The organism is Marinobacter sp., from assembly GCF_052094685.1.
Taxonomy (GTDB): domain Bacteria; phylum Pseudomonadota; class Gammaproteobacteria; order Pseudomonadales; family Oleiphilaceae; genus Marinobacter.
Genome location: NZ_JBQDKB010000024.1, coordinates 1 through 22921, shown reverse-complemented (window position 1 = coordinate 22921; position 22921 = coordinate 1). Strand labels below are relative to the sequence as shown.

The 22921-nt window shown below is 53.3% G+C and carries 17 protein-coding genes and 1 tRNA gene; 11 read left to right on the top strand and 7 right to left on the bottom strand.

The features are described from left to right. The first annotated feature begins 1 nt into the window (after window position 1). The 4 genes from smc to ACTH3S_RS07085 all read left to right on the top strand — a co-directional run bounded on the left by smc (window position 2) and on the right by ACTH3S_RS07085 (window position 9627). The gene (gene smc, locus ACTH3S_RS07100; protein ID WP_441808317.1) at window positions 2–3493 is read left to right on the top strand and encodes a chromosome segregation protein SMC; all 3492 of its coding nucleotides are present in this window, start codon (window positions 2–4) and stop codon (window positions 3491–3493) included. A gap of 148 nt (window positions 3494–3641) precedes the next feature. Continuing rightward, window positions 3642–4664, top strand: a complete 1023-nt coding sequence (gene zipA, locus ACTH3S_RS07095; RefSeq protein WP_441808316.1) for a cell division protein ZipA — start codon at window positions 3642–3644, stop codon at window positions 4662–4664. Window positions 4665–4741: 77 nt separating this feature from the next. Next, window positions 4742–6772: an NAD-dependent DNA ligase LigA gene (gene ligA / locus ACTH3S_RS07090; RefSeq protein WP_441808315.1), complete on the top strand. Its 2031-nt coding sequence runs from the start codon at window positions 4742–4744 to the stop codon at window positions 6770–6772. Between the two features lie 143 nt (window positions 6773–6915). Beyond that, a complete protein-coding gene (locus ACTH3S_RS07085) occupies window positions 6916–9627 on the top strand; it encodes a Calx-beta domain-containing protein (RefSeq protein WP_441808314.1) in 2712 nt (903 codons plus the stop codon). Here ACTH3S_RS07085 and ACTH3S_RS07080 read toward each other — a convergent pair. The 3 genes from ACTH3S_RS07080 to ACTH3S_RS07070 form a co-directional block, all read right to left on the bottom strand. Then, window positions 9624–10256 (bottom strand): CBS domain-containing protein, encoded by a 633-nt coding sequence (locus ACTH3S_RS07080; RefSeq protein ID WP_441808313.1) that lies wholly within the window; start codon window positions 10254–10256, stop codon window positions 9624–9626. The genes ACTH3S_RS07085 and ACTH3S_RS07080 overlap by 4 nt on opposite strands. A gap of 78 nt (window positions 10257–10334) precedes the next feature. Next, window positions 10335–12104, bottom strand: a complete 1770-nt coding sequence (mnmC, locus tag ACTH3S_RS07075) for an FAD-dependent 5-carboxymethylaminomethyl-2-thiouridine(34) oxidoreductase MnmC (protein ID WP_441808312.1) — start codon at window positions 12102–12104, stop codon at window positions 10335–10337. Between the two features lie 23 nt (window positions 12105–12127). Then, window positions 12128–12691: a peptidylprolyl isomerase gene (locus ACTH3S_RS07070; protein WP_441808332.1), complete on the bottom strand. Its 564-nt coding sequence runs from the start codon at window positions 12689–12691 to the stop codon at window positions 12128–12130. A gap of 263 nt (window positions 12692–12954) precedes the next feature. On the opposite strand from ACTH3S_RS07070, the gene ACTH3S_RS07065 reads away from it, so the two are divergent. Next, window positions 12955–13698: a pilus assembly protein PilB gene (locus ACTH3S_RS07065; RefSeq protein WP_441808311.1), complete on the top strand. Its 744-nt coding sequence runs from the start codon at window positions 12955–12957 to the stop codon at window positions 13696–13698. Here ACTH3S_RS07065 and ACTH3S_RS07060 read toward each other — a convergent pair whose 3' ends face one another. The 3 genes from ACTH3S_RS07060 to flgA all read right to left on the bottom strand — a co-directional run bounded on the left by ACTH3S_RS07060 (window position 13699) and on the right by flgA (window position 15410). Next, on the bottom strand, window positions 13699–14169 hold the full coding sequence (locus tag ACTH3S_RS07060; protein ID WP_441808310.1) for a flagella synthesis protein FlgN: 471 nt from the start codon (window positions 14167–14169) through the stop codon (window positions 13699–13701). It lies immediately after the preceding gene. A gap of 7 nt (window positions 14170–14176) precedes the next feature. Next, window positions 14177–14503: a flagellar biosynthesis anti-sigma factor FlgM gene (flgM, locus tag ACTH3S_RS07055; protein WP_441808309.1), complete on the bottom strand. Its 327-nt coding sequence runs from the start codon at window positions 14501–14503 to the stop codon at window positions 14177–14179. A gap of 205 nt (window positions 14504–14708) precedes the next feature. Next, on the bottom strand, window positions 14709–15410 hold the full coding sequence (gene flgA, locus ACTH3S_RS07050; protein ID WP_441808308.1) for a flagellar basal body P-ring formation chaperone FlgA: 702 nt from the start codon (window positions 15408–15410) through the stop codon (window positions 14709–14711). 190 nt (window positions 15411–15600) lie between these two features. Between flgA and ACTH3S_RS07045 the strand changes: the two genes are divergently transcribed. Genes ACTH3S_RS07045 through ACTH3S_RS07030 form a run of 4 tightly spaced genes read left to right on the top strand, consistent with a single transcriptional unit; the run spans window position 15601 to window position 20398 of the window. Then, window positions 15601–16530, top strand: coding sequence for a chemotaxis protein CheV (locus tag ACTH3S_RS07045; protein ID WP_441808307.1), 930 nt, complete (start codon window positions 15601–15603; stop codon window positions 16528–16530). Between the two features lie 26 nt (window positions 16531–16556). Beyond that, on the top strand, window positions 16557–17384 hold the full coding sequence (locus tag ACTH3S_RS07040) for a CheR family methyltransferase (RefSeq protein WP_441808306.1): 828 nt from the start codon (window positions 16557–16559) through the stop codon (window positions 17382–17384). A gap of 3 nt (window positions 17385–17387) precedes the next feature. Beyond that, entirely contained in the window at window positions 17388–18566 is a 1179-nt protein-coding gene (locus tag ACTH3S_RS07035; protein WP_441808305.1) for an MFS transporter, read from the top strand. A gap of 47 nt (window positions 18567–18613) precedes the next feature. Continuing rightward, entirely contained in the window at window positions 18614–20398 is a 1785-nt protein-coding gene (locus ACTH3S_RS07030; RefSeq protein WP_441808304.1) for a S8/S53 family peptidase, read from the top strand. 64 nt (window positions 20399–20462) lie between these two features. Here ACTH3S_RS07030 and ACTH3S_RS07025 read toward each other — a convergent pair whose 3' ends face one another. Next, on the bottom strand, window positions 20463–20993 hold the full coding sequence (locus ACTH3S_RS07025; protein WP_441808303.1) for an isochorismatase family protein: 531 nt from the start codon (window positions 20991–20993) through the stop codon (window positions 20463–20465). Between the two features lie 210 nt (window positions 20994–21203). Between ACTH3S_RS07025 and ACTH3S_RS07020 the strand changes: the two genes are divergently transcribed. Further along, window positions 21204–21294, top strand: a tRNA-Ser gene (locus ACTH3S_RS07020). Window positions 21295–21494: 200 nt separating this feature from the next. Beyond that, window positions 21495–22889: a methyl-accepting chemotaxis protein gene (locus ACTH3S_RS07015; protein ID WP_441808302.1), complete on the top strand. Its 1395-nt coding sequence runs from the start codon at window positions 21495–21497 to the stop codon at window positions 22887–22889. Window positions 22890–22921: the final 32 nt, after the last annotated feature.

Below are 22921 nucleotides of genomic sequence, written 5' to 3'. Positions count from 1 at the left end.
CATGCGCCTGAAATCCATCAAGCTTGCCGGGTTTAAATCATTTGTCGACCCTACAACGGTCCCATTTCCCACCAATATGACGGCGGTGGTTGGTCCCAATGGTTGCGGTAAATCTAACATTATCGATGCTGTCCGCTGGGTAATGGGCGAGAGCTCCGCGAAGTACCTGCGTGGCGAATCCATGACCGATGTTATCTTCAACGGTTCCAGCGCCCGCAAGCCCGTGGGCCAGGCGACGATTGAGCTGGTCTTTGATAACAGCGATGGGTCTGCACCGGGAGAGTTCGTTAGCTTCAACGAAATTTCAGTGCGTCGCCGGGTTTCCCGCGAAGGTCAGTCAGAGTACTTTCTCAACGGCTCCAAATGCCGACGCAGGGATATCACCGATCTATTTCTGGGTACAGGTCTGGGCCCTCGAAGCTATGCCATTATCGAGCAGGGCATGATTTCACGGCTGATTGAGGCCAAACCAGAAGAACTACGAATCTACATTGAAGAAGCAGCGGGCATATCGAAATACAAGGAGCGCCGCCGGGAAACGGAAAACCGGATGCGCCGCACCCAGGAAAACCTTGAACGCCTCACAGATCTGCGTGAAGAGCTGGGGCGCCAGCTGCAGCATCTTGAGCGTCAGGCAGCCGCCGCGGAAAAATACAAATCCTACAAGCACGATGAGCGTCAGAAAAAAGCGGAGCTAACGGTTTTGCGCTGGCGATCCCTGGATAACGATCTGCAAATCTGGCGGGAAAAAATCCGTGATACCGAACTGGAGCTCGAAAAGCAGCTTACCGGTCGCATCAGTCTCGAAACGTCTCTCGAATCCCTCCGGGACAGCCATCAGGAACGCACGGAGCATTTTAACCGTGCACAGGCCCGTTATTACGAAGCTGGTGCTGATATCGCCCGTATCGAGCAAAGCCTGGAGCATCAGCGCGAGCGCAGTAGGCAAACTGCTGCGGAGCTCGATCAAGCCATGGCCAACCAACGGGAGCTTGCCCGGGAGCTGAGCCAAGACGAAGAAAAGTTAGCGACTATCCGTGAAGAGCTCGACATGATTGAGCCTGAGCAGGAGGCTTTGGCCATCCGTTCTGAAGAATCTGGAGAGAAGCTCCAGCAGGCGGAAGATGCAATGAGCGAGTGGCAGCAGTGTTGGGAAGAGTTCAGCTCACGCTCCGCTGATGCTCGCCGCGAGGCTGAACTTGCGCAATCCCGAATACGCTCCCTAGACGAGGCGATAGAGCAGCTTTTGGTGCGCCAGCGCAAGCTCCATGATGAGCAAGCACAGCTAGATGGGCAGGTTGATCGCGCAGGTCTTGAGGAATGTTTGGAGCAGCAAGAAGCTCTGGAATTGCTGCGTGAGGAATCAGCAGAGCGAATTGAAGCGGTGCAGGACGAGCTCCACGATGCCCGCCATAACCAGCGTGATACCGAACAAAGCCTAGCTGCCGCTCGACAAAGGGTACAAAGCCTGCAAGCCGCACTGGAGTCGCAGCAGTCGTTGCTTGATGAGCAAATGGGCGGGCAAGATGACAAGTTGCAGGCATGGTTGGCGGAGCATGGGCTAGGGGAATTGCCTAGGGTTGCGGGCAATCTTCAAATAGACGATGGCTGGGAATTTGCTCTGGAACAGATCATCGGCCGATTCAGCCAAGGCCTGTTGTTGCCCGATATCGATCCTTTGGCTCAGGCTTTACAGGATGCCCCAAAAGGTCTTGCGGTTATTCAGCCTGGCTCAGGCGGCGCACCAGCCCAAGGCCTGGCGGCCAAAGTTAAAGGAATGCTTTCTGTAAATGCCATGTTGGCAGGTATCGATACCGCAGAAACCCTCGCTGGTGCCTTGTCGCATCGAGCTGGGCTTACAGAGGGTCGTAGTATTGTTACCCGTGAGGGTATTTGGGTCGCTCGCGACTGGGTACTCATGCCAGATTCTGACGCCGGTCAGATTGGCGTGATTGAACGACAGAAAAAAGTTGATGGATTGGCGGAGCAGCTGGCGCAAGCGGAGCAAGCTCTGGAAGAAGTGAGTGCCCGTTATGAGGCCTTGCAAGAACGAACTGAAAGGGCTGAAGCTACAAGGAGCGATGCCCAGGCGCAGCTAAGCGAAACAGATCGTGAGCTTAGCTTGGTGGTCTCTAAAGTCAGTGGGCTACGGGCCCGTGCCGAACAGATCGATGCACGCCTGGCACGTATTCACGAAGATGGGTCTGACGTTGCCCTGAACTTGGAAGGTAAGCAGGAAGACCTTGGTATTGCTCGTGAAGAGTGGCAGCAGGCGCTGGCCCAAACAGAAGATAGCGACGACGAAAAAGAGCGTTTGCTTGAGCAGCGTGACCTACGTCGGGACAAGCTTGATAGCTTACGCCAAGAAGCGCGCCACGATCGGGATCACGCACACCAACTGCAGCTACAGCTACAATCGCTCAGCAGTCAGCGAGACGGCTTGAGTCAGACTATAGACCGAATGCAATTGCAGAAGGAGCGGTTAGAGGAGCGCCTGGAGATACTGAGGGAATCCCGGGAAAGCGCAGAAGAGCCCATGGAAGATCTCCAAATGCAGCTCGAAGGGCTACTGGATCGCCGGCTTGCAGAAGAAGAAAAGCTTGGCGTAGCACGCGATGCACTGGAAGAAATTGATCGTGAAGTGCGGGAAAAAGAGCAGGGCAGAAGCGGTACTGACCACCGAATTCAGGATGTTCGATCTAAGCTGGAAAAGCTAAAGATGGAATCCCAAGCTCTGGAAATTCGCTCAGGCAATTACATTGAGCAGCTTCAAGAACTGGATGTGAAGCTCCAGGACATACTGTCGCAACTGCCTGAAGATGCAAATCAGGACGACTGGGCAACAGAACTTGAAAAAATCGGCAACCGTATTCAGCGCCTTGGGGCTATTAACCTAGCGGCGATTGATGAATATCAAGTTCAGAGTGAGCGGAAAACCTATCTTGATAGCCAGCACGACGACTTAACCGAAGCGCTAGAAATTCTTGATACCGCGATCCGAAAAATTGATCGGGAAACCCGTCAGCGCTTCAAGGAAACCTTTGATAAAGTAAATAGCGGCCTTCAAGCGCTGTTCCCGAAAGTGTTTGGTGGCGGCAATGCTTACTTGGAACTTACCGGTGAAGATTTATTGGAAACGGGTGTGGCCATTATGGCGCGCCCTCCTGGCAAGAAGAACAGTACAATTCACCTGCTTTCAGGTGGTGAAAAGGCATTAACAGCCATCGCTCTGGTATTCTCCATTTTTCAGCTCAACCCAGCGCCGTTTTGTATGTTGGATGAAGTTGATGCGCCCCTGGACGATGCCAACGTTGGGCGTTATGCCAACCTGGTCAAAGAAATGTCGACCCAGGTTCAATTTATTTACATAACTCATAACAAAATCGCCATGGAAATGGCCGATCAACTTATGGGCGTTACCATGCACGAACCAGGATGCTCGCGACTGGTAACCGTGGATGTGGAAGCGGCGGTAGCGCTGGCAGAAGCCTAAAAAACGGCTTGACCAGAATTCCGCCAAGAATGACAAAAAGGCCATGTGGCATGGCTTTGCGTTGTATTCACTACGCGCTTTTTTTAGAGTAGCAACTGGGGCACCTTATTTGCTCTCGGATCCGATCTGCAAACAGGACAGCAGCACTATGTCACTTAGGGAATGGTTAATCGCCATCGGCACCCTGGTAATCATCGCCATTGTTATCGACGGCTTAAGGCGCATGCGCCGTGCTCGCAAAGAATCCATTGCGATTTCTTCCGGTATGGGCGCCGATGAGCTGAAAGAATCTCCGCTGGATGAGTATCATAATCCGGAGCTCCCGAATGGGGGCGCGAGAACAATTTCAAATGATACGCTTGAGGAGCGAGGCTATGTTCGACGTGAAAAACCGTCGCGTTTCCAAACTCCGAAACAGAAGCCAACACGGCCCGTTCGTGAAACTCTGAGAGACGAAACCTTCGCATCCGAGCAGAGCCCGGGCCCATCGCCCGAGGAGCCTCCTCAGGATGAAATTGAAGAATGGATGCAAGAAGACGATGAGGCATCCGGGTTTTCTTCTATCGAGCAAGAAGAGTCAGCCCTGGACACCGGGTGGGGTGCGGCGGATGACGATCTGACGGAGCCTACGCCAGCGCCACCTGCAAGTACCGCAACCGATGTAGAAGAAGATACTTTGCGCCGTGAGCCAACAAGCCCGGACCCAGATCTGCCTCTTGCAGGTGCCAATCGCCCCGAAGCCCGTGAAGTTATCGTGATTAACGTACTTGCACCTCAGGGGGAGGACTTCAGCGGAACGGCCTTGCAGAAGCTATTTGAAGCCTGTGGCTTGGCGCATGGTGATATGAACATTTATCACCGACATGAGGCAGAAGATACCATCAGCCCAGTGCAGTTCAGCGTCGCGAATGCGGTGGAACCGGGTACCTTTACGCCCAACGACGTAGCTGCCATGACGACGCCGGGCATTAGCTTTTTCATGAGCATGCCGGGGCCGACCAGTGCGCTGCAGGCCTTTGACTTTATGCTGGAAACTGCCCAGTGTGTGGTTCGTAATCTTGGTGGCGAGCTTAAGGATGAACGGCGCAGCGTGATGACAGCCCAAACAATTGAGCACTGTCGTCAGCGCATCCGCGAGTATGAACGTAAGCAGCGGTCGCCACGCCACTGATCCAATCTGGGTCAGAATGGAAATGATAATGCCCGGAGCTATCCGGGCATTTTTTTGACAGCCAAGAGCACGCATTTATGAGCAAGCCTTCAGCGGATGATATCAAGTTGGCCGAGGAACTGCGGTCTGCCCTTGATGAGCATAATTACCGGTATTACGTGCTGGACGATCCGGGTATTCCGGATGCAGAGTATGACCGCCTGTTCCGAGAGCTGCAGAAGCTTGAGACCGACTACCCTGAATTGGCATCGGATGATTCGCCCACCCGTAGGGTGGGAAGCAGAACCGAGACAAGCTTTGATGAAGTGATTCATCGTTTGCCCATGCTGTCGCTTGATAACGCATTCAACGAAGACGAACTCCGTGATTTCGATCGTCGGGTAAGGGAAAGGCTCAGCAGTGAGAACGACGTTGAATACGTTTGTGAGCCAAAGCTGGATGGGCTGGCGGTCAGCCTGCATTACGAGCAAGGTTCCCTTATTCAAGCGGCTACCCGAGGCGATGGTTATGCAGGGGAAGATGTCACGGCAAATATCCGCACTATCCCATCCGTTCCGTTGCGGCTCAGAGGCAGCGATGTTCCTGGGTTGGTGGAAGTCCGGGGCGAGGTTTACATGCCACGAGCCGGCTTTGAGGCGTTGAACAAACGACTTTCGGACCGGGGTGAAAAAACGTTCGTGAATCCCCGAAACGCAGCTGCCGGTAGTTTGCGACAAAAAAAATCCAAGGTCACCGCGAAGCGGCCTCTGGAAATGTGCGCCTACAGTGTGGCGGTTACCGACGAAAGCCAATTACCGGATACCCAATGGGAGTGCCTTCAGCAGGTTCAGCGTTGGGGATTTCGGATTAACCCCGAAATGCGTAAGGCCTTGGGTGCTACTGAATGCCTGTCGGCGTACGAAGAATTGATGCAGAAGCGCGATGCACTGCCGTACGAAATTGATGGCATTGTATTCAAAGTAAACCGGTTGGACCTTCAATACTCCCTCGGGTTTGTGTCTCGTGCACCGCGTTGGGCTATTGCCCAGAAGTTTCCCGCCCAGGAAGAACTCACGGTTATTGAAGACGTGGAGTTTCAGGTGGGCCGCACGGGAGCCGTGACTCCCGTTGCGCGGCTTAAACCGGTGTTTGTGGGTGGTGTAACGGTCAGCAATGCCACGCTTCATAATATGGATGAAATCGGCCGCCTTGATGTTCACATTGGCGACACGGTGTTTATTCGCAGGGCAGGCGACGTCATTCCGAAAGTTGTGAAGGTAGTTACGGAGAAACGCCCGGCCGGCGCAAAAATGGTAGAACTCCCCAAGCAGTGCCCAGTCTGCGACTCGGATGTTATTCAGATAGAAGGTGAAGTGGTAGCCAGGTGCACCGGCGGTCTGTTTTGTCCCGCCCAGCGAAAAGAAGCGATCCGACACTACGCCTCCAGAAAGGCTCTGGATATAGAGGGCCTGGGCGACAAATGGATCGATATTCTCGTTGACCAAGGCATGGTGAAAACCGTTGCAGACATCTATCACCTGACCACTAAGGATTTAATCCGCCTAGACCGCATGGGTGAAAAGTCTGCCAGCAATTTGGTCGCGGCCATTGATGGTGCGCGTCAGCCGGTGCTCTGGCGCTTTCTTTATGCGATGGGTGTTCGCGAAGTGGGCGAGGCAACGGCAAAATCATTGGCGTCACATTTCGGCACTTTGGAAGCCGTAGCAGAAGCCGATGAGGAATCGCTCATAGCTGTACAGGACGTTGGCCCTATTGTTGCCGGCCATATTCGTAGTTTTTTTGAACAGACTCATAACCGTGAAACGCTCGATGCGCTGCGTGAAGCCGGCGTGAAGTGGCAGGAAGAGAAGATTACCGCCAGTGCTAAGCCGCTTCAGGGACAGACCTGGGTGCTTACAGGCACGTTGTTGGAACTGACCCGTAATGAAGCCCGAGAGAAGCTGGAAGCGCTTGGGGCGAGAGTGGCTGGCAGTGTTTCAAAGAAAACAGCTTGTGTTGTGGCGGGGGCGGCGGCGGGCTCCAAACTGGCGAAGGCAGAACAGCTAGGAGTTGAGGTGCTGGATGAAGCCGGTTTCCTGAACATGTTGAAAGAGCACAATCTGTTGTAAGCACGGCAATCTGAGAACTCGCGCAGATACCCCGTTTCCGAAACTGGCTACCATGGTGTTGTTCTGTAACTGTGTGTAAATCACTGGCTTGGGCCAGTGTGAACGCACTGCCATAACAACAATGTTCTGAAACGGATTTTCCCATGCGCGCCGAGTTTTTTCCCCACACTGTTATCGCCATGCGGCTAGCTGTTGTTCTGCTGCTAGCCATTACCGCGTCGGGCTGTAAAACGGAGAAAGATCCGGATCAGCCAACCATTTTGGGCATTCCACCGGCGACTGCCTATCTGGGTGTGGAGTACTACTACAATTTTGGTGCATACGGCGGCGAGGACATCCTCGACTATACGCTGACTAACGCGCCTTCTTGGCTTGCCCTTGAAGACACCAGCAACAAGGCTCGGCAAGGTATTATCATGCGCGGTGTGCCGGGCCTCAGTGGCGGAGCACGCGGCGATGCCGATCTTGGTAAGCTGACAGGCATTAATTTGGTGAGCACCGATGGCCAAATGGCAGGTGCCCAGCCGTTCGATATCGAAGTTAACTATAACGCCCTGTCATTGGAAGCCGACACGTTTACAGAAGGTGCGACTCCGATCAATCCGGACACCCGCCGTGAGCATTGCGCCCTGCCTGATATGGAAACAGCTGGGGAGCACAGCTTTACCATCAATACCTACGATGGGAACGGCGATGTTTCAGGCACCCGTGATCTTACTTTGCCTACCCGGCCGGTTTTCGCGAAAGTGATACTGGATCGACCCTCAGTAACCCGAGTAGCCGTTGCCTTCGAACTAACGTCAGATTACGACGCCTCTAACTGCGACCCTGGGGTTACCGCCCCCCATCAACGTTGTGATCACAGTAAGGCCAACGTAGGTGATGCTATTCCCGGGCAGGATATCGTGGCTCTTGGTAGCAACAGTGATCCATTGTTGGAAGATCTTTCTTATCTGACTTACGAAACCGACAGCACCGGTGTGTACACCGGTGGGGTTATCACATTCGAGCCGGGAATTACCGAGTGCTACATTCGGTTGGAGGTGGCGGATGACAGCTTTCCTGAGCCCACCGAGTCAACGCATCTGAAACTGACAGAAGTGCGTTCTGGCCTGGCCGGACTTGGAGAAACCAATGGCGGCGTGCGCACCACCTTGGTAATTGATGACAATGAACCCAAGGTGCACCTGGAGACCACGGCAGGTGGGGCACGAGATGCGTTGAACGTTGGTGATTCCCGAACTTACGTAGCGCGCCTGACAGGTGAGCGTGAGGGCGCCGTTTACGCGAAGCTGAAACATACCGACGATTCTGCCGCACGGCTTGGTACAGAATTCAGTACGACCTTGCCAAGTGACAAGCTTGTGTTTATGGAGGGTGAGGATGAGGTCACGTTTACGATTAACGTGACTGACCCGGGGTCTTATTCAAACACCGGCCCGAATGATCGTTTTATTTTGCTAGGTCTGGATACAGCTTTTCAGCTTGGTCGTGAAAACTACGTTCGTGCAGCGAGCGAGGACATGCTCCGAATTAATATCAACGAACTTACTTCCCCGTTGGTTACTAATTCCGGGAACGAATTTGTTGCAACAGATATAGCTGTCGGGCATGCCGGAAAAATATTTGTTGCCGGGTACAACAGCGCGGATAACGACAGAGTGCAGGTGCGCCTATATAGCCAGAAAGGTGACTTGCTTCAGCGGCTTGATGTTTCAGCACCGGCAGACCAATTGTCCGAGCCGGAGCCTGTAGTCGGCTTGGCAAAACGCCAGGTCACAAAGGGCAACATCAAGAGCGACCGTTTTGAACTTGTGGTGGCATACAGCACAGATAGCGCCGTGGTTGGCACCACAGAGCACGGTGGTATGGATGTTGTCAGCTCACTGTACTGGTACGACGAAGCAAGTAATGGCGGTGAGTATGTTAAAACCTGGGCCACTCGCACCGGCACCACAGGCGACGATTTGGTTCGCTGGGTAGGTATAAACTCCACAAGCGGTTTTGTTGTGATTGCCGGCGAGACCGATGGCGAATGGCCAGAGCAAACGTCTGCGGGAGGTGTAGACAGCTATCTGCAGCGCATAGACTCACAGGCTGATGGAAACAGCTTTGTTCCAAAGCTGGCCTGGACGCGCCAGGTAGGATCCTCCGCAAATGATCAAGTGGCTGGTGCAGATGCAGAAGGTGCCAGCCAGCTCCTGTTTGGCTCTGCCCGAGGGTCTGTAAACGGTGAGTCATCGCTGGGAGGCGAGGACGCGTATTTCTATACCACGGCCTCCCAAGAAGGTGGTCTCACTTTAAATCAGCGCGGTACCGACGCGGATGAGCAGGTGACGAGTGGTGTGTTGGAAGGAGCCACCTTATGGTTGCTCGGCAATGGCAGCAATAGATACACGGTTACGTTGGGTGAAGAGGATAGCTCTAGCCTGACGAGTACACCCGATTCCAGCGAGAGTGGTTTTGTTCTGGGGTATACCCTCAGCGGAGAGGTTATCCGGGCATTTAACCTGAATGATGAAGGGGATGTATCCCAAGAACGGTTTGCTGTGTTGAGCGGATTTTCCGGTGATTTGGTCGCTGCAGGGAGTACCGACGGCGACTTCACTGGCTATGCCGGCACCAGTGGCAGTAGCACAGCGATTCTCGCGCGAATGTCCCTGGTAGCCGAGCCTGAGCCAGACGCGGAGAACAGCCTGTTTCGAAACGAGTGGCGCTATCAGCTGAGCGTTGGTGACTCAGAGGTCAAACGGCTTGCTAACTATCGAGATGATGAAATTGTGGCGCTAACACGCCAAGGTTCAGATTGGCTGATTTTGCTGTTCAGCCCTGAGGGCGTGTTACTGACACCCTAAACGCTGCCTTGCTGGCCATCGGCGCTGGCATACAAGCGCAAATAGTCGGTGCTGGTGACCACGCCCACGGGCTCGTTATGAGAGTCCACAACCAGCGCGGCATTGAGCCGATGTGCCAGCATCAGCCTAGCAAGCTGATGGGCATCGGTTTCGGGAGAGACGGTCAGGAATGCAGGTAATTCAATGTGGATCAGGCTCTGGCTCAGGGCATCAGTTTGGTGCTCGTAGAGCCAGGCCAAAAGCCATTGTTGCCCTACCAGCCCGGCTACATGAGTATCTGCGGTAACCACAAGGTGGTTTGCGCCTTGTACGGTCATCGTCGTGATTGCCTCTGCGACGGTTGCGGAGGCGGATAAGGAGAAGAGTGCAGGAGTGCATATAGCAGAGACCGGCAGATAAAGCCGCTGGTCTTTGCGTTCGCCAGCCGCGGTTGCTCCGTATTCTTCCAGAGCGCGATGGCGGCCGGACTGGGCCGCTAGCTGAAACTCAGCATCCGTTGCTTCACCTCGACCGGGGTCGACCGGTTGGCTATCGGCTAGTTCGCTGACATTGCCCACGCGACGACTCCGGAGTGCGTCCGGTAGTCGTGTCCCTACTGGGCGGCCTGGCTCGCTAACAAAAATTGACACCTGTTTTATCCTCTGAAAAACAAACCCTACACACCGTGTATCGGCAGCACGGTGCAGATCATTAGCGATAACTGATTACTAAGATGCCACGTTTGGCTGTCGCATACGCCCTGTTGCCAGCCTTTTGGCTAGTGATGTCGGTAAAGCGCATGGTTGCTGTGTCAGCTGATCCGCAACAAATTCCGCGAGTAGGGGAGCGTAGGTTAGGCCTTTGCTGCCCATGCCGGTCAAAAGATAGAGTCCTTTTACCTCCTGCCCCTGCGCATCACAAAGTGGCCCGGCTACCGGCTGATAATCATGGGTTGTGCAGCGAAATCCAACGCGGCCTGCAAGCTGTTCCGGTATATCTCCAGTGGCCATATCCGCACAGAGGATGTTTGGCACCATCGATGAAAGCGTTCGGATATTCTCCCGATGACTCTCGGTTGTGGGGTCAGGCTCATCGCTGTTAAGGTCAAACGTAGCGCCGATAACGGCCAACTGTTCGCCCTTGGGGCCGTACGCTGGGTTGAGATAGCGTGCGCCGCAGATTACGGCTTGAGGGCTGTCTATTAGAGGCTCGGGCAGGTAAGTAACCTGCCCACGAATAGCCTTGAAACGAAACGTGCCTGAGCCCGGAATCAGTTGTGGGGTTAGATGCCCGGCACAGATAGCCACTTGGTCTGCGTGAATGTCTGGGTTGTCAGAGCCCGCGCCGGAAATACGCCATTTACCCTGAGTGGGCTCGACTTGCTTAACCGAGTAAGCGAACACTTTGCGAATGCTAGGGTGCACTGCGAGTGACTTACAAAGCTTGCCGGGCTCAAGCCAGCCGCAACCGGGAAACCACAAGCCACCGCTCATGAGGCAGGCACCGGTAAGCGCTTCGGCTTCCCGCCGGGTGACGGGGTACAGGAGGTCTTCTGGGTATTGATTGCGCTCAATAAACCGCCGTTGACGAGACTGCTCCGTGTCACTCCAGGAAAGTTGGATCAAACCGGTTGGATGCCAATACTCATCGCGATACGGGGCGTAATACCTTTGGCTGAACGTTAAAGCAGAGAGGGCGAGTTCGGTTTGGTGGTTAAATTCCACACCGAGCTTTACGTACATCGCGCCCTGAAGGTTGCCCGATGCGGCTGAGCCGGGCTCATCGGCTGCATCTATCAGAGTAACAGCATAGCCTCTGTGGGCCAGGTTGTTTGCAAGCAGGCACCCGGCAATACCAGCGCCAATAACAGCCGCAGCGGGCACCGGTGTACTTGGTATATCTGGTTTGCTGTGTTGGCCCGTCTCTCTAATAGCGGGTTTTTGCCAACTTTCAGGGGTTATAACTGGCTCAAAACCGTGCAGCAACCAAGCATCGGCCTTAAAGCTTAGTGTGTTCCAAGCGTCGTGCGTGTCACCAAAAAACAGCGTTAGGCGAACCCGGCCGCCTGCCAAAACAATGCGGTGAGTGCCGCGAACCAATGGCGGGTAACTGGCAATCAGTTCCTCCGCTAGGTCGCTGAGTTCTGGCCACAACGAAAGTGCCTTTTTCAAATCTTGCAAGGTCAGAGGAAAGCGTTCGGAAGCAACGAAATGAAGTGTGGCTGCATGGGATGGCCCCCAAGCTTGCCAAGTTTGCCATATGGCAAGAAAGTGCAGGCCTGTACCGAACCCGGCCTCTGCAACCACGAAAGACCCTGCTTCAGGAATTGAGGAGAAGCGCGTCGGTAGATTGTTGTGTTCGATAAAGTCGTATCGAAACTCTTCCAGCCCTTTTTCAGGGTGGAAATACGCATGCCCGAGTCGCTTGGACTTGGGAGCGCCGCCGTGCCAGCTTAGCTCCGCCGACTCTATTGCTGGCGGAATAGTGGGTAGGGGCATCCTAGGTGTCCTGCCGCATTCTATTATTCCAGCACAGTAACGCTTTCAATAATTACCGGGTTCACCGGCACGTCAGCCATGCCTCGAACACGGGCGGTTTTTACCTTCGCGATGGTATCCACCACGCCCATGCCCGCCGTTACTTTGCCGAACACCGCGTAGCCTGCTCCGCGAACGCCAGCGTTCAGGAAATCGTTGTTTCCTACGTTGATGAAAAACTGGGACGTTGCAGAGTCTGGCGCATTGGTACGCGCCATGGAGACTGTGCCGCGTAGGTTGGGCAAGGTTGCCGAGGCTTCATTCTGGATAGGCGTGCGGGTTTCCTTGCGTGCCATCTCGCGTGTAAAACCGCCGCCTTGAACCATAAAGCCGGGAATGACCCGGTGATAAATTGTGCCTTCAAAAAAACCATCGCGGGCATATTGAAGAAAGTTCTCGACGGTTTTCGGAGCTACATCCGGGCGAAGCTGCAGCTCTATGGCACCTTCGCTGGTTAGGATCCGAACTTTAGGCAATTCAGTTTTTGCGCTGTCTGCGTCGGACTGGGCGTGTGCTTGGGGTGCAAAAAGGGACAAGCCGAAAATCATAACGACGACGCGGATCACATTACTCAGGGGTTTTACCAAATTTGTCATTACCTAGCTCTCAGTCGGTTAGCGGCAGGTGGTTTTCCTGCAATACTCACATGAATTCAATTGTATCCTGATCTTACCAGATTTGATTCACAGTTCGGGAAACGCGCCGGCGCATAATCACTCGCTATCGGCTAACCTTTGATGGCGCAATTGCGTAGAAAAACACTCACCGGGCCGGGCTGTACGGTAATCACTCTGAGTAAGGGGAAAGGCTAGTGAGATTCCGTAAAGGGTTTGAGGAAAAGTCACGACTTGGACGGCTGCTGGTCAACCGTGGGTATCTTTCTGAGGGGCAAGTCGATGAAGGCCTCAGGCTACAGCGTGAGAGCGGTAAGCGCCTAGGTGAAGTTTTCATCTCAGCGGGCTGGATAACCGAGAGAGAGCTTGGTCGGGTGCTGAAGCATCAGTCGCGTTACCGCAGCGCAACGGCAATGATCACCATGGCAACTCTGCCGTTCCAGCCATTGGTTACGTTTGCGGCGAGCAATAATGCAAATGCAGGCCAGGCGGATGAAACCGGGGAGCTGTTTAATTCAGTCGGGATGCCTCCGTTGACGGAGAACGAATTGTCGGCGATTGCTGGGCAAGGCCATAGTTCGTTGCTTGACCGAATAGGGGTGCTTGCGAGCATGGGCAGCAGCCCTGGTTCAGGTGAAGGTGGCGATCAGCCGGAGCCTGATATCGTTGAGAGTATGAAACTCACCGCCAACGTGTTCGTTCCGGTGCTTAACCTTTTGGATTCAGATTTTTCAATTTCCGGCGTGCATTATCGCGAAGGGGAGCCTAAATACGTTGTAGGCGAAGATGGAGCGGTCATCATGGCCTTTCCAGAACGCATCGAAGAAATCCGTATGGGTAATATCCGGGTCAGCGGTGGGAGCAGTCCCGCCATGGGTAACGTAAGTATCCAGGACATCCGCTTCCACCCTGATTCCAGGATGACAATCTATACGCGCTGATCAGGCGCTAGCAAGAACCGTTCGATTTGAAACAGTTGTGTGCTGGCCCTTGGCGCCGTATAGCTTCTGTTGGCCTGATGCCCCCCGGAAAATGTCGGTAAGGCGAGTCAGCCGTTTCTGTAGATGGTTAATGATGCGCCCGTTGTTCTCATTGAGCATATGGCATTCGCGAAGCTTGGTGTCTGCTTCTTGCCAGAGGGCGTAAAGATCGTTAAGGCCAGCGCTGCGAATAAAGCGGGAGGGGTCGCCACTTTCCGGCCGAAAACCCATAGCCACTAGCGCGTGGATTTTCTGTTTGGCGCGCCCACGAATCTCCTCGAGAACCGCGTTCTTTTCCCGAGTCAGCGTGTCGAGTGTTTTAGTGTCGGAACCGGAAAGACAGGACTTCTCTTTATGTAGAGTCTCCGCCAAGGTTTCCAACTGGCGGATATCCAGGGAAAGAAGATTCTTCAGATCATCAATTGCAGCCATGATTTACTCATCCAAAAATGCTTTTATCCATATCAAGCATTTTTTGGGCCAGTTTCTCTGCATCGATTTTATAAGTGCCGTTCTCGAGAGCTGAGCGAATCTGTTCGATCCGGTCGTCGTCCATTTCGGGGAAATCTCCCAGCTTCTGCTCCAGCTGCTTAAGATTCCTTGCTTGGCTGCTCAAATTTACGTTTTCGCCGCGCGCACTTTGAGCCTTAGCGTTGGCCTGCTCTGGAGCGGCTTGCTTGGCGCCCTGGCTGTTGGTGGACTTGTCGGCCGTGGTTCTTTGGGTGTTGACCTGGCCTTGGCCAATTCCATTTAAGTCAACTGACATATTAATACCTGCTTTTCGGTTGAGCCACACATGCGTGGGCTGACTCGGGTTTATATCCGCTTAACGGCACGCTGTCGGCATACTTTAGGGGCAGATACATACTTTTTGTTAACATCTTGTCACATATTCAGATGGTGCTTGAGGCAGTGACGATTCCGGCGGCATCTATTTGCCGCCGGAAAAAGGCTGCCATGCACAGTGCTCGTTACATTGGCACTTCGACGTGCCCGGGAGCTGTGACATTCGCTCTTACGGTGCGGGATGAACCCAGGTTTTCTACCAAAACTTGCTCCCCAACGGATGCGTTGGCCAGGGCTTTGCCCCGGCTACGAACTGAAAAAGATCCGTTGCGGGCGGTGATAATAACATGATCGCCCCGGCTAACGGCATCTGGTGCTTCAAGCAGATCGGGGGTTAAAACGGAGCCAGCATTAACCGGCCGGCGTACAACCATGCCTTCCACTAGGTTTGCATCGGTGATTATTCCTCGCCGGCTGGCATTCACCACAACCGAGCGGGTTTTGAGCATGCTGGTGGTTACGCGTTCGCCTCGACCGAGCGGGCGACCAGCGACCAGCGCCGGGCCGTTAATAGAAACAGTGGTCGTTACGAACATGCGCCAAGGGCGCTCGCCGGTGCAGGCTACCTGTACTGAAGGGCGCTCGCTTTTCCATGGGTCGCCAGTGAACGACACCGTAAGAGCGGCAGAGCAGGGTGCCAGTGCAATTCTGCTATCAATATTGCCGGTCTCAAACGTCACCTGATAGCCCCTTTCGGCCTGTGTTTCGGTAAAGGCCTTAAGAAAAGACGTGGTTGCTTCTTGTATCTCGTTCGCAGTGGTTTTTGCCTGTACGGAGCTGGCTACGACTGACATGAACAAGGTCAATACTAAAAGCTGGGTGCGCATATGTCCTGGTTTGTCCTATGCTGTCAGTAGTACGGCAGAATTCACTGAAAATGCCTAAGGATTGCGGTGCTCTGGCCGTTAAACAGGCTAATCCGCGTGCGAGTGACGTTATTCCGTCACCCTGACAATTCAATTTAATAGAAAAGCAAAATGCATGCCGGTGCTATCCAGCATGCCAGGAGAGACTGCTATGCCAGGGGTATTGGACAGTGTAAACCAGCGTACACAGCTGGTCGGGCAGAATCGGCTAGAGCTCCTTCTCTTCCGTTTGCGCGGTCGCCAGATATACGGAATTAACGTGTTCAAGGTTAAAGAAGTTCTCCAGTGCCCTAAGCTGTCTTCCATCCCAAACAGCCGTGCGGTGGTTCGTGGTGTCGCGCACACTCGCGGCGAAACCATTCCGGTTATCGATCTGGGTATGGCTATTGGTTTGCCGGGCATCCCTCAAGAAGAGCTGTCGAATAGTTTTGTGATCATCACCGAGTACAATCGAAAAACTCAGGGCTTTTTGGTAACTGCGGTAGATCGAATAATGAACATGAACTGGGAAGATATCCTGCCGCCTCCTAAAGGTACGGGCAGGGATATCTACCTTACAGCTGTTACAAAAATCGATGACAAACTGGCAGAAATCATAGATGTAGAGAAGGTTCTTTCAGAAGTTTCTCCGCTCCGGGAAGATGTTACCGAGGCGGTTCTGAACAAGAGTGCTGAACGGGTTCCGGGGCATCTGCCAGTTTTGGTCGTAGATGACTCTGCCGTTGCGCGTCGCCAGATTGAACGCTGCCTAACTGCTATTGGCATGGAAGTGATCACCCGGAATGATGGCAAGAAAGCACTCGAGTATCTCAAAGAGATCACTGCAGATGGGTCAAAGGCAACCGACCATCTGTCATTGATTATCTCGGATGTGGAAATGCCGGAAATGGACGGCTATACACTGGTTACCCGAATTAAAAGTGATCCCGCCCTGAACGGTCTGTTTGTTATGCTTCATACCTCACTGAGCGGAGTATTCAACAAGGCTATGGTGAAAAAAGTGGGGGCGGATGATTTTATGGCTAAATTTAGCCCCGATGAGCTTGCAGAGCGAATCATGGAAATTATTGACCAGAAGTGATTTTATTCATTTAAAACTGAGAACCAATGAAAGCTGAAATTACCCCACAGGAATATGAAGCCTTCAAATCGTTCCTGCAGGATGCGTGTGGCATTTTGCTGGGCGAAAACAAGCAATACCTTGTGAAAAGCCGGCTGCGGCGGATTTTGGAAGACCACGATTTGAACTCTTTGGGGGAATTGCTCGAACGCCTGAAAAGACCGGGGCGGGGCAATCTCAAAGAGCTAGTGATCGATGCGATGACTACCAACGAAACCCTTTGGTTTCGAGACAATCATCCATTTCGAATTTTGCAAGAAAAGCTGCTTCCGGAGTTTGCAGCACGGTCTTCCATAACACCCTTGCGAATCTGGTCTGCTGCTTGTTCTACAGGCCAGGAGCCATACTCGGTTGGGATGATTGTCGACGAGTTTAGGCGCCAGAAGCCCGGCAAACTTCGTGATGTAAAAGTTATGGCCACGGACATCTCAAAAAGCGTACTTGAGATGGCTCGCCGTGGTGAGTACGAGATGATCGCCATTGGAAGAGGGCTGTCACCGGAACGGCAGAAGCAGTTTTTTACGTCGTCTAGTAACGGGGGCTGGCAGATCCGGCCGCAGATCAAAAGCATGGTTGAGTTCAAGGAGCTCAATTTGCTCGAGCGCTATATGCTGGGCAAATACGACATAGTAATGTGTCGTAATGTGCTGATCTACTTTTCCGCAGAGCTAAAGAAAGACATTTTGACCCGCATTCACGCCACGCTGAACCCTGGGGGCTACCTGATTCTTGGTGCCTCGGAGTCGCTCAACGGCTTGCCGGATCTTTATGAGATGGTCCAGTGCCATCCCGGGATTATTTACAGGAAAAAATAGGCGATGCCCTTTAATGTTTGGGTGCTGGTAGCAGCACAGGCACTGGCCATGTGCACAGCGCCCTTCATTGTGTTTATTGGCAGTATTCAAGGGCGCCTGCTTGCGCCCGCGCCAGAGTACGCCACTCTTCCTGTGGGGTTGGTTGTTGTGGGCACCGTTCTCGCCATAAAGCCGGCCACTTGGCTAATGGAGAGGCTAGGCCGCAAAAAGGTGATGCTGCTTGGCACATGCATGGGCATGCTGGCTGGGTGTCTTGGCGCTTTCGCATCCTGGCTCGGCTTCTTCCCGTTACTATGCTTGGCGGCGGTTGTCGGTGGCGCCGGGTTGGCGGTGGTTCATCAGTATCGCTTTGCCGCCATGGAATCGGTGCCGGATAAGATGGCGGGTTCCGCCGCTGCACGAGTATTGCTCGGTGGCCTGGTTGCCGCATGGCTTGGGCCCGAAATTGCCACGCTTGGCAGTGGGGCAGAGGTAGAGCATCCCTTTCTGGCAAGTTGGCTGGGTCTTGCAGGCGTTCAACTTTCAGCGCTGGTTATACTCAGCGTGGGCTATCGCGCACAAGCAGAACGGGTGAGGGAAACTCACGCCGGCGGTGGCAGGCCGCTACGGGAAATCCTTGCCAATCCGCTGATCTGGGTAGCCATCAGTGCTGCAGCCATCGGCTATGCGGTTATGAGCTTTGTTATGACCGCAACACCATTAAGCATGACTGAGATGGCAGGGCACGATCTAGACGATGCCAAGCGGGTCATTCAACTACACATCATGGCTATGTATCTACCCTCTCTTATCAGCGGCTGGCTAACGCGGGTGGTGGGCATACCGCTAATGATGGGAGTTGGGTTGCTCGCTTATTTGGGCTGTATTGTATTGGCAGCCAATGGCGTCAGTTTTCATCATTATCTGTCGGCTTTGGTGTTACTGGGGATTGGCTGGAACTTTCTGTTTGTGGGCGGTACCACTTTGTTGCCCCGTGGCTACACAGATGCCGAACGATTCAGGGTTCAGGGCCTTAACGATATTTTCGTATTTGGCTCGCAAGCCACCGCTGCTTTGTCTGCGGGGTTCATTCTTTCTTGGCTTGGTTGGTCTGCACTTGTGATGATTGCCGTGCCTTTCTTGGTTATCCATGGCTTGTTGATGGTGTTCTGGCTAACCCGGAGAGAGGGCGTGCGCTGCTAGTTTCATCACCAGGCCTACTTAGTTCTAGCAATACGGAGTTGTAGTTTATGGGCAGGATCTCCCTGCATCTTCCAGGGTGCATCATGATTGCCAGTGGTTTATTGCTGGCGAGCGTTTCGGTAGTCGCGGAAGAATTGCGAATCACACATTGGGAGCCCAGCAGCACTGCTTCGGATTCCGATACAAAGATGTTTTCTGTTACCGCGCAAGGTTTGGAAAATAAAGACATTCGCGTGATGTTTGATAACAAAGCGCTCCCTGATGCGCAGATCCAACATCGAGATGGCGGATTGACGTTTTCCTTGCAGGGGGATCATCACCGTAGTGGGCCGCTCTGGCTTGAGCAAGGGAAAGCCACGAGCAACCCGATATGGCTCAGCCTGGCTGAGAGCCACGTAGTTGCAGCAAGCGAAGATGAAGTTGCCACCAACATGGATGGATTAACCACTTACGTGGACTTGATCAGCGTTATCATTGAAGAGAGTCACGACGGTGCTGAAGAAGCCAGGCGGCTTGCGGATAAATTTAGCGCCCGCGTTGTTGGTGCAATCCCCCCGTTGAACACTTATCAGCTCCGTTTATCTGTCAGTAACCTGATTGAGAGGGATGCACTGATTCTTCGTCTGGGCAATGAGGTTAGTGTCGACGCAGTTGTTATCGAGGAAACCAGTGCTGAAAGCCCAAGCCAACAGCAAGAGCAGGACGGCGCAGCTGAGCCATCCGTGCCAGATCAGGACGAATGGACCGCTAATCGCTTTCTCGACGCGGTTAATTACTACACCCGACGGCTGAACGCAAAAGCTAAGCCGATAAAAACCCACCCAATACGGGTTGGAGTAATCGAACGTGACGTGGACTTTGATGCGCCGGACTTCAGTGGCTACTTGGGGGACTGTCGCTCGAAAGAATCCGGTACGTGTGTTTACGCCCGCGACGCGAAAAAACCCGATGATCACGGCACTACTGTAACGGGTATTCTTGCGGCAGACTGGGATAATGGCGGCAACTCTGGCTTTCTGAGTGGACTTAATAAGGCAAGCCCGGGGTTTGATGTGATTGTTGAGCGGGGCTCCGATGCAGGCATCACGGCTAACGTGGCGGCCTCTGTAAATCTGGTGCAAGACGGTGTTCGTGTGCTCAATTGGAGTTGGGGAATACACCGCATCGGCGCCGTCAGTGTGGATGGCAATGAAGTCGACTCTCTTGTTCGCTCCGGGCTGGCCATGAGTGGCTATGAAGAATTGCTTGAAGAATTTTTCCTCTGGTTAAGGCGCGAGCATCCCAATGTGGTCGTGGTCAATTCGGCCGGCAATGCATCGTCGTACTCAAGCCGGGATGAATATCGCTTGCCCTCGTCATTTATCACTGAGCAGTTGTTTGTTGTGGGTGGGCACGAGTTAAGCGAAAAAAACGGATTGAATGTGAATGATCCCGGTTATGCCACCAAGCGTAAAGCTTCTAACATTGATATGCGGGTCGATATTACAGCAGCAGCCTGTGCTAAAGGGTCAACGCCGGCGCCTGGTGAGCGAGGCGAGTTGCACTGCGGAACATCCTACGCAACGCCGCTGGTAACAGGGTTGCTTGCCGCTATGATGTCCATTGACCCGGAACTCACCCCAGAGCAGTTGCGCATGCTTCTACGCCGCAGTGCCATGACCATCAGTGATGAGCATGACTTTGAGTCGGTAGATGCCGATGACCTCACGTCACCCATTCTGCCATCAGAGCGTGGCAATAATCTGAACAACCCTGATGTCGGCCACTCCGCCAGGTTGGATATGCAAGAAGCACTGGATCTGACTGTGCAGAGTCTCGACCGGGTAAGATAGAGCGGCCGGTTCTATGCTCTGCACAAAACTCACGCATTGTGTGCATCTTTAACAACAGGAGGGTCTACTTGATCAGCGCCTGTACATCACGAAAAGCCGGGTGTTTGCAGTGCCGCATCCATTCAAAAGCCACCATTTCTACAGTGACGATGCGCGCCCCGCTTACACTGAGTCGGTCAAGCGCAACATCCCGGTCGAACTCGTTTCGGGATCCCGTGGCGTCTGCAACAACCCAAACTTTATAACCCGCATCAAGAAGACTAAGCGCTGTTTGCATCATGCAAACATGTGTCTCACAGCCAGCAATGATAATATGCTGCCGGCCCTCTGGAAGGTTCTCAACCAGCCCATCTGGACAGGCATCAAAATGATGCTTGGCCAAGGTTTGATGGCAAAGCTCTTTGATTGCCTCCACGTTCGGCCCAAGTTTTTCTGGCAACTGCTCAGTTGCATGCACTGGAACGTCTATAAGCCCGGCTATCGTGGCGAGTGTGATGCATTGGCTGACTACGTCCTGGCCATGAGTAATAGCGGGCATCAGCTTTTCTTGAACGTCTATCAGTAACAGGGTCGATTGTTCCGATTTCATGAGCATTGTTAGTCTCCAAGACTGATCAATATGCTGAGGGCAGTAGGGATATCATGGTACTCGTAACGACGGCGCCGAACACCATACAACTCATTATTGGCGCAAACCGAAAAAAATGCTGGGATTTACTCAAAGAGAGTTGCCAAGAGCCGCCAAAACCATTACAGTTTGCGCCCTCAAATGAGCCACGATATTGCTGATTTGAAACAGTTTATTGGAGAGGTGGCCGAGTGGCTGAAGGCGCTCGCCTGGAAAGCGTGTATACGTTAATAGCGTATCGAGGGTTCGAATCCCTCCCTCTCCGCCAATTAAAAACCCTGATTTTCTTATAGAAAATCAGGGTTTTTTCGTTTTTAGGGGTGACGTCAGGGCCTCTTGGCTGAATGCTTTGTGTTTATCTCAATTGAGAAACCCTCTTTGTTATCTTCCTGAGACTCTCTGCTGCAACAAAACCGTCATGATCGCGATCTATCCTCAGCGAGAACATTTTGAGAGGTAGTTCACGTTATGTCCCTTACGGTCCGTCAGCGTTTGGTGTTGTTTTCCGGGTTTTGTTTGATCTCTCTTGCCGGCCTGGCATGGCTTTCTATGTCCGTAGTGCGGGAGGCAGAGAAGGCGACGGATCGACTCGTGCGAGAGCAAATGTCGGATGTTTGGTTATTGACCGATCTTGATCGTAGCCATCGTCAGCTCCAGGATCTTGCTTATAAAATTAAAGCCCAGTTGTTGCTGTGGGATGAGATCAACGCCCAGTTTGAGGAAATCACGGCGGCGATAAAGGTGGAATGGCAGTCAGCACGTGATAACCCGCGGCTGCAAGATTGGGCAGAAAAAAACATGGAGGCCCATCGGGCGGTTCTGGATCTGCTTTTGGCCCTAAAAAGGCCAATCGATGAAGCGAGCTATTATTCGGCTGGTAAAATCGTGGACTTTCAGCTTTACCAAGCATTGGACCCGATGCTTGAAGAAATAAATTCCCGGCGCTCGGTTGGCCGCCAACAGGCCGAGGCGGGATCCGTCTCTCTGATTGAATTTCTAGAGCAGCAGCAGCACTTATTGGTCGGGGGCTCTCTCGTCGTTTTGCTTGGTGTTTTGCTGCTAACGTATTGGCTGCGCCGTACGGTGACTACAAGGCTTCAGTTGATCGCCGAGCGCCTCCGATCCATGGAAGCCGCATCAGACCTTTCCAAACCACTGCCAATTTCAGGGCGTGATGAAGTAACAGCCGTTGCGTTGGCAATTAACGGTCTGATCGAAAAGTTCAAGCTGTTCGTGGAGGACGTCACAGTCGCTGCGGCGGCCCTGCAGCAGCGTTCCGCCAATCTGGATGAACAAGCTCATGCCGTGCAGGCCTCATCTCAGCATACTAACCGGCAGATCCACGATGTGGTTTCATCAATGAGCGCTATTACCGAGAGCGCGAGCCAGATTGAGCAATCAGCGCAAGATTCCCGTACGCAAGTTACTGGTGCTGTAAAGGGCAACAATGATGTTCAGAATCAGCTGCGTGAGAGCGAGCATGCTGCTGAGCATGCCATTGAAGTGATCAATCGCGTGGCAGGATCAATAGAGGCGCTTCGCGGCTCTAGTGAAAAAATCGAACAGGTTATTGGTGTGATCGCGAACATCGCTGAGCAGACGAACTTACTGGCTCTGAACGCAGCTATTGAAGCGGCTCGTGCGGGAGAGCAGGGTCGAGGCTTCGCCGTTGTTGCCGATGAAGTGCGAAGCCTATCCCGGCGCACTGGTGAATCCACCAATCAGATCCGTCAGTGGGTGAGTGAGCTGGTTACCCAGGTTGATAGTGCCCATGGGTTGTTGGACGAGACCCGGGCAGCCGGCGATACCAGTCGTGAGACGTTGGGAACACTTAATACCCACCTAGCAGCCTGTCGGACTTAACCAAGCAGTATCGACATGAGATAATCGGGGCA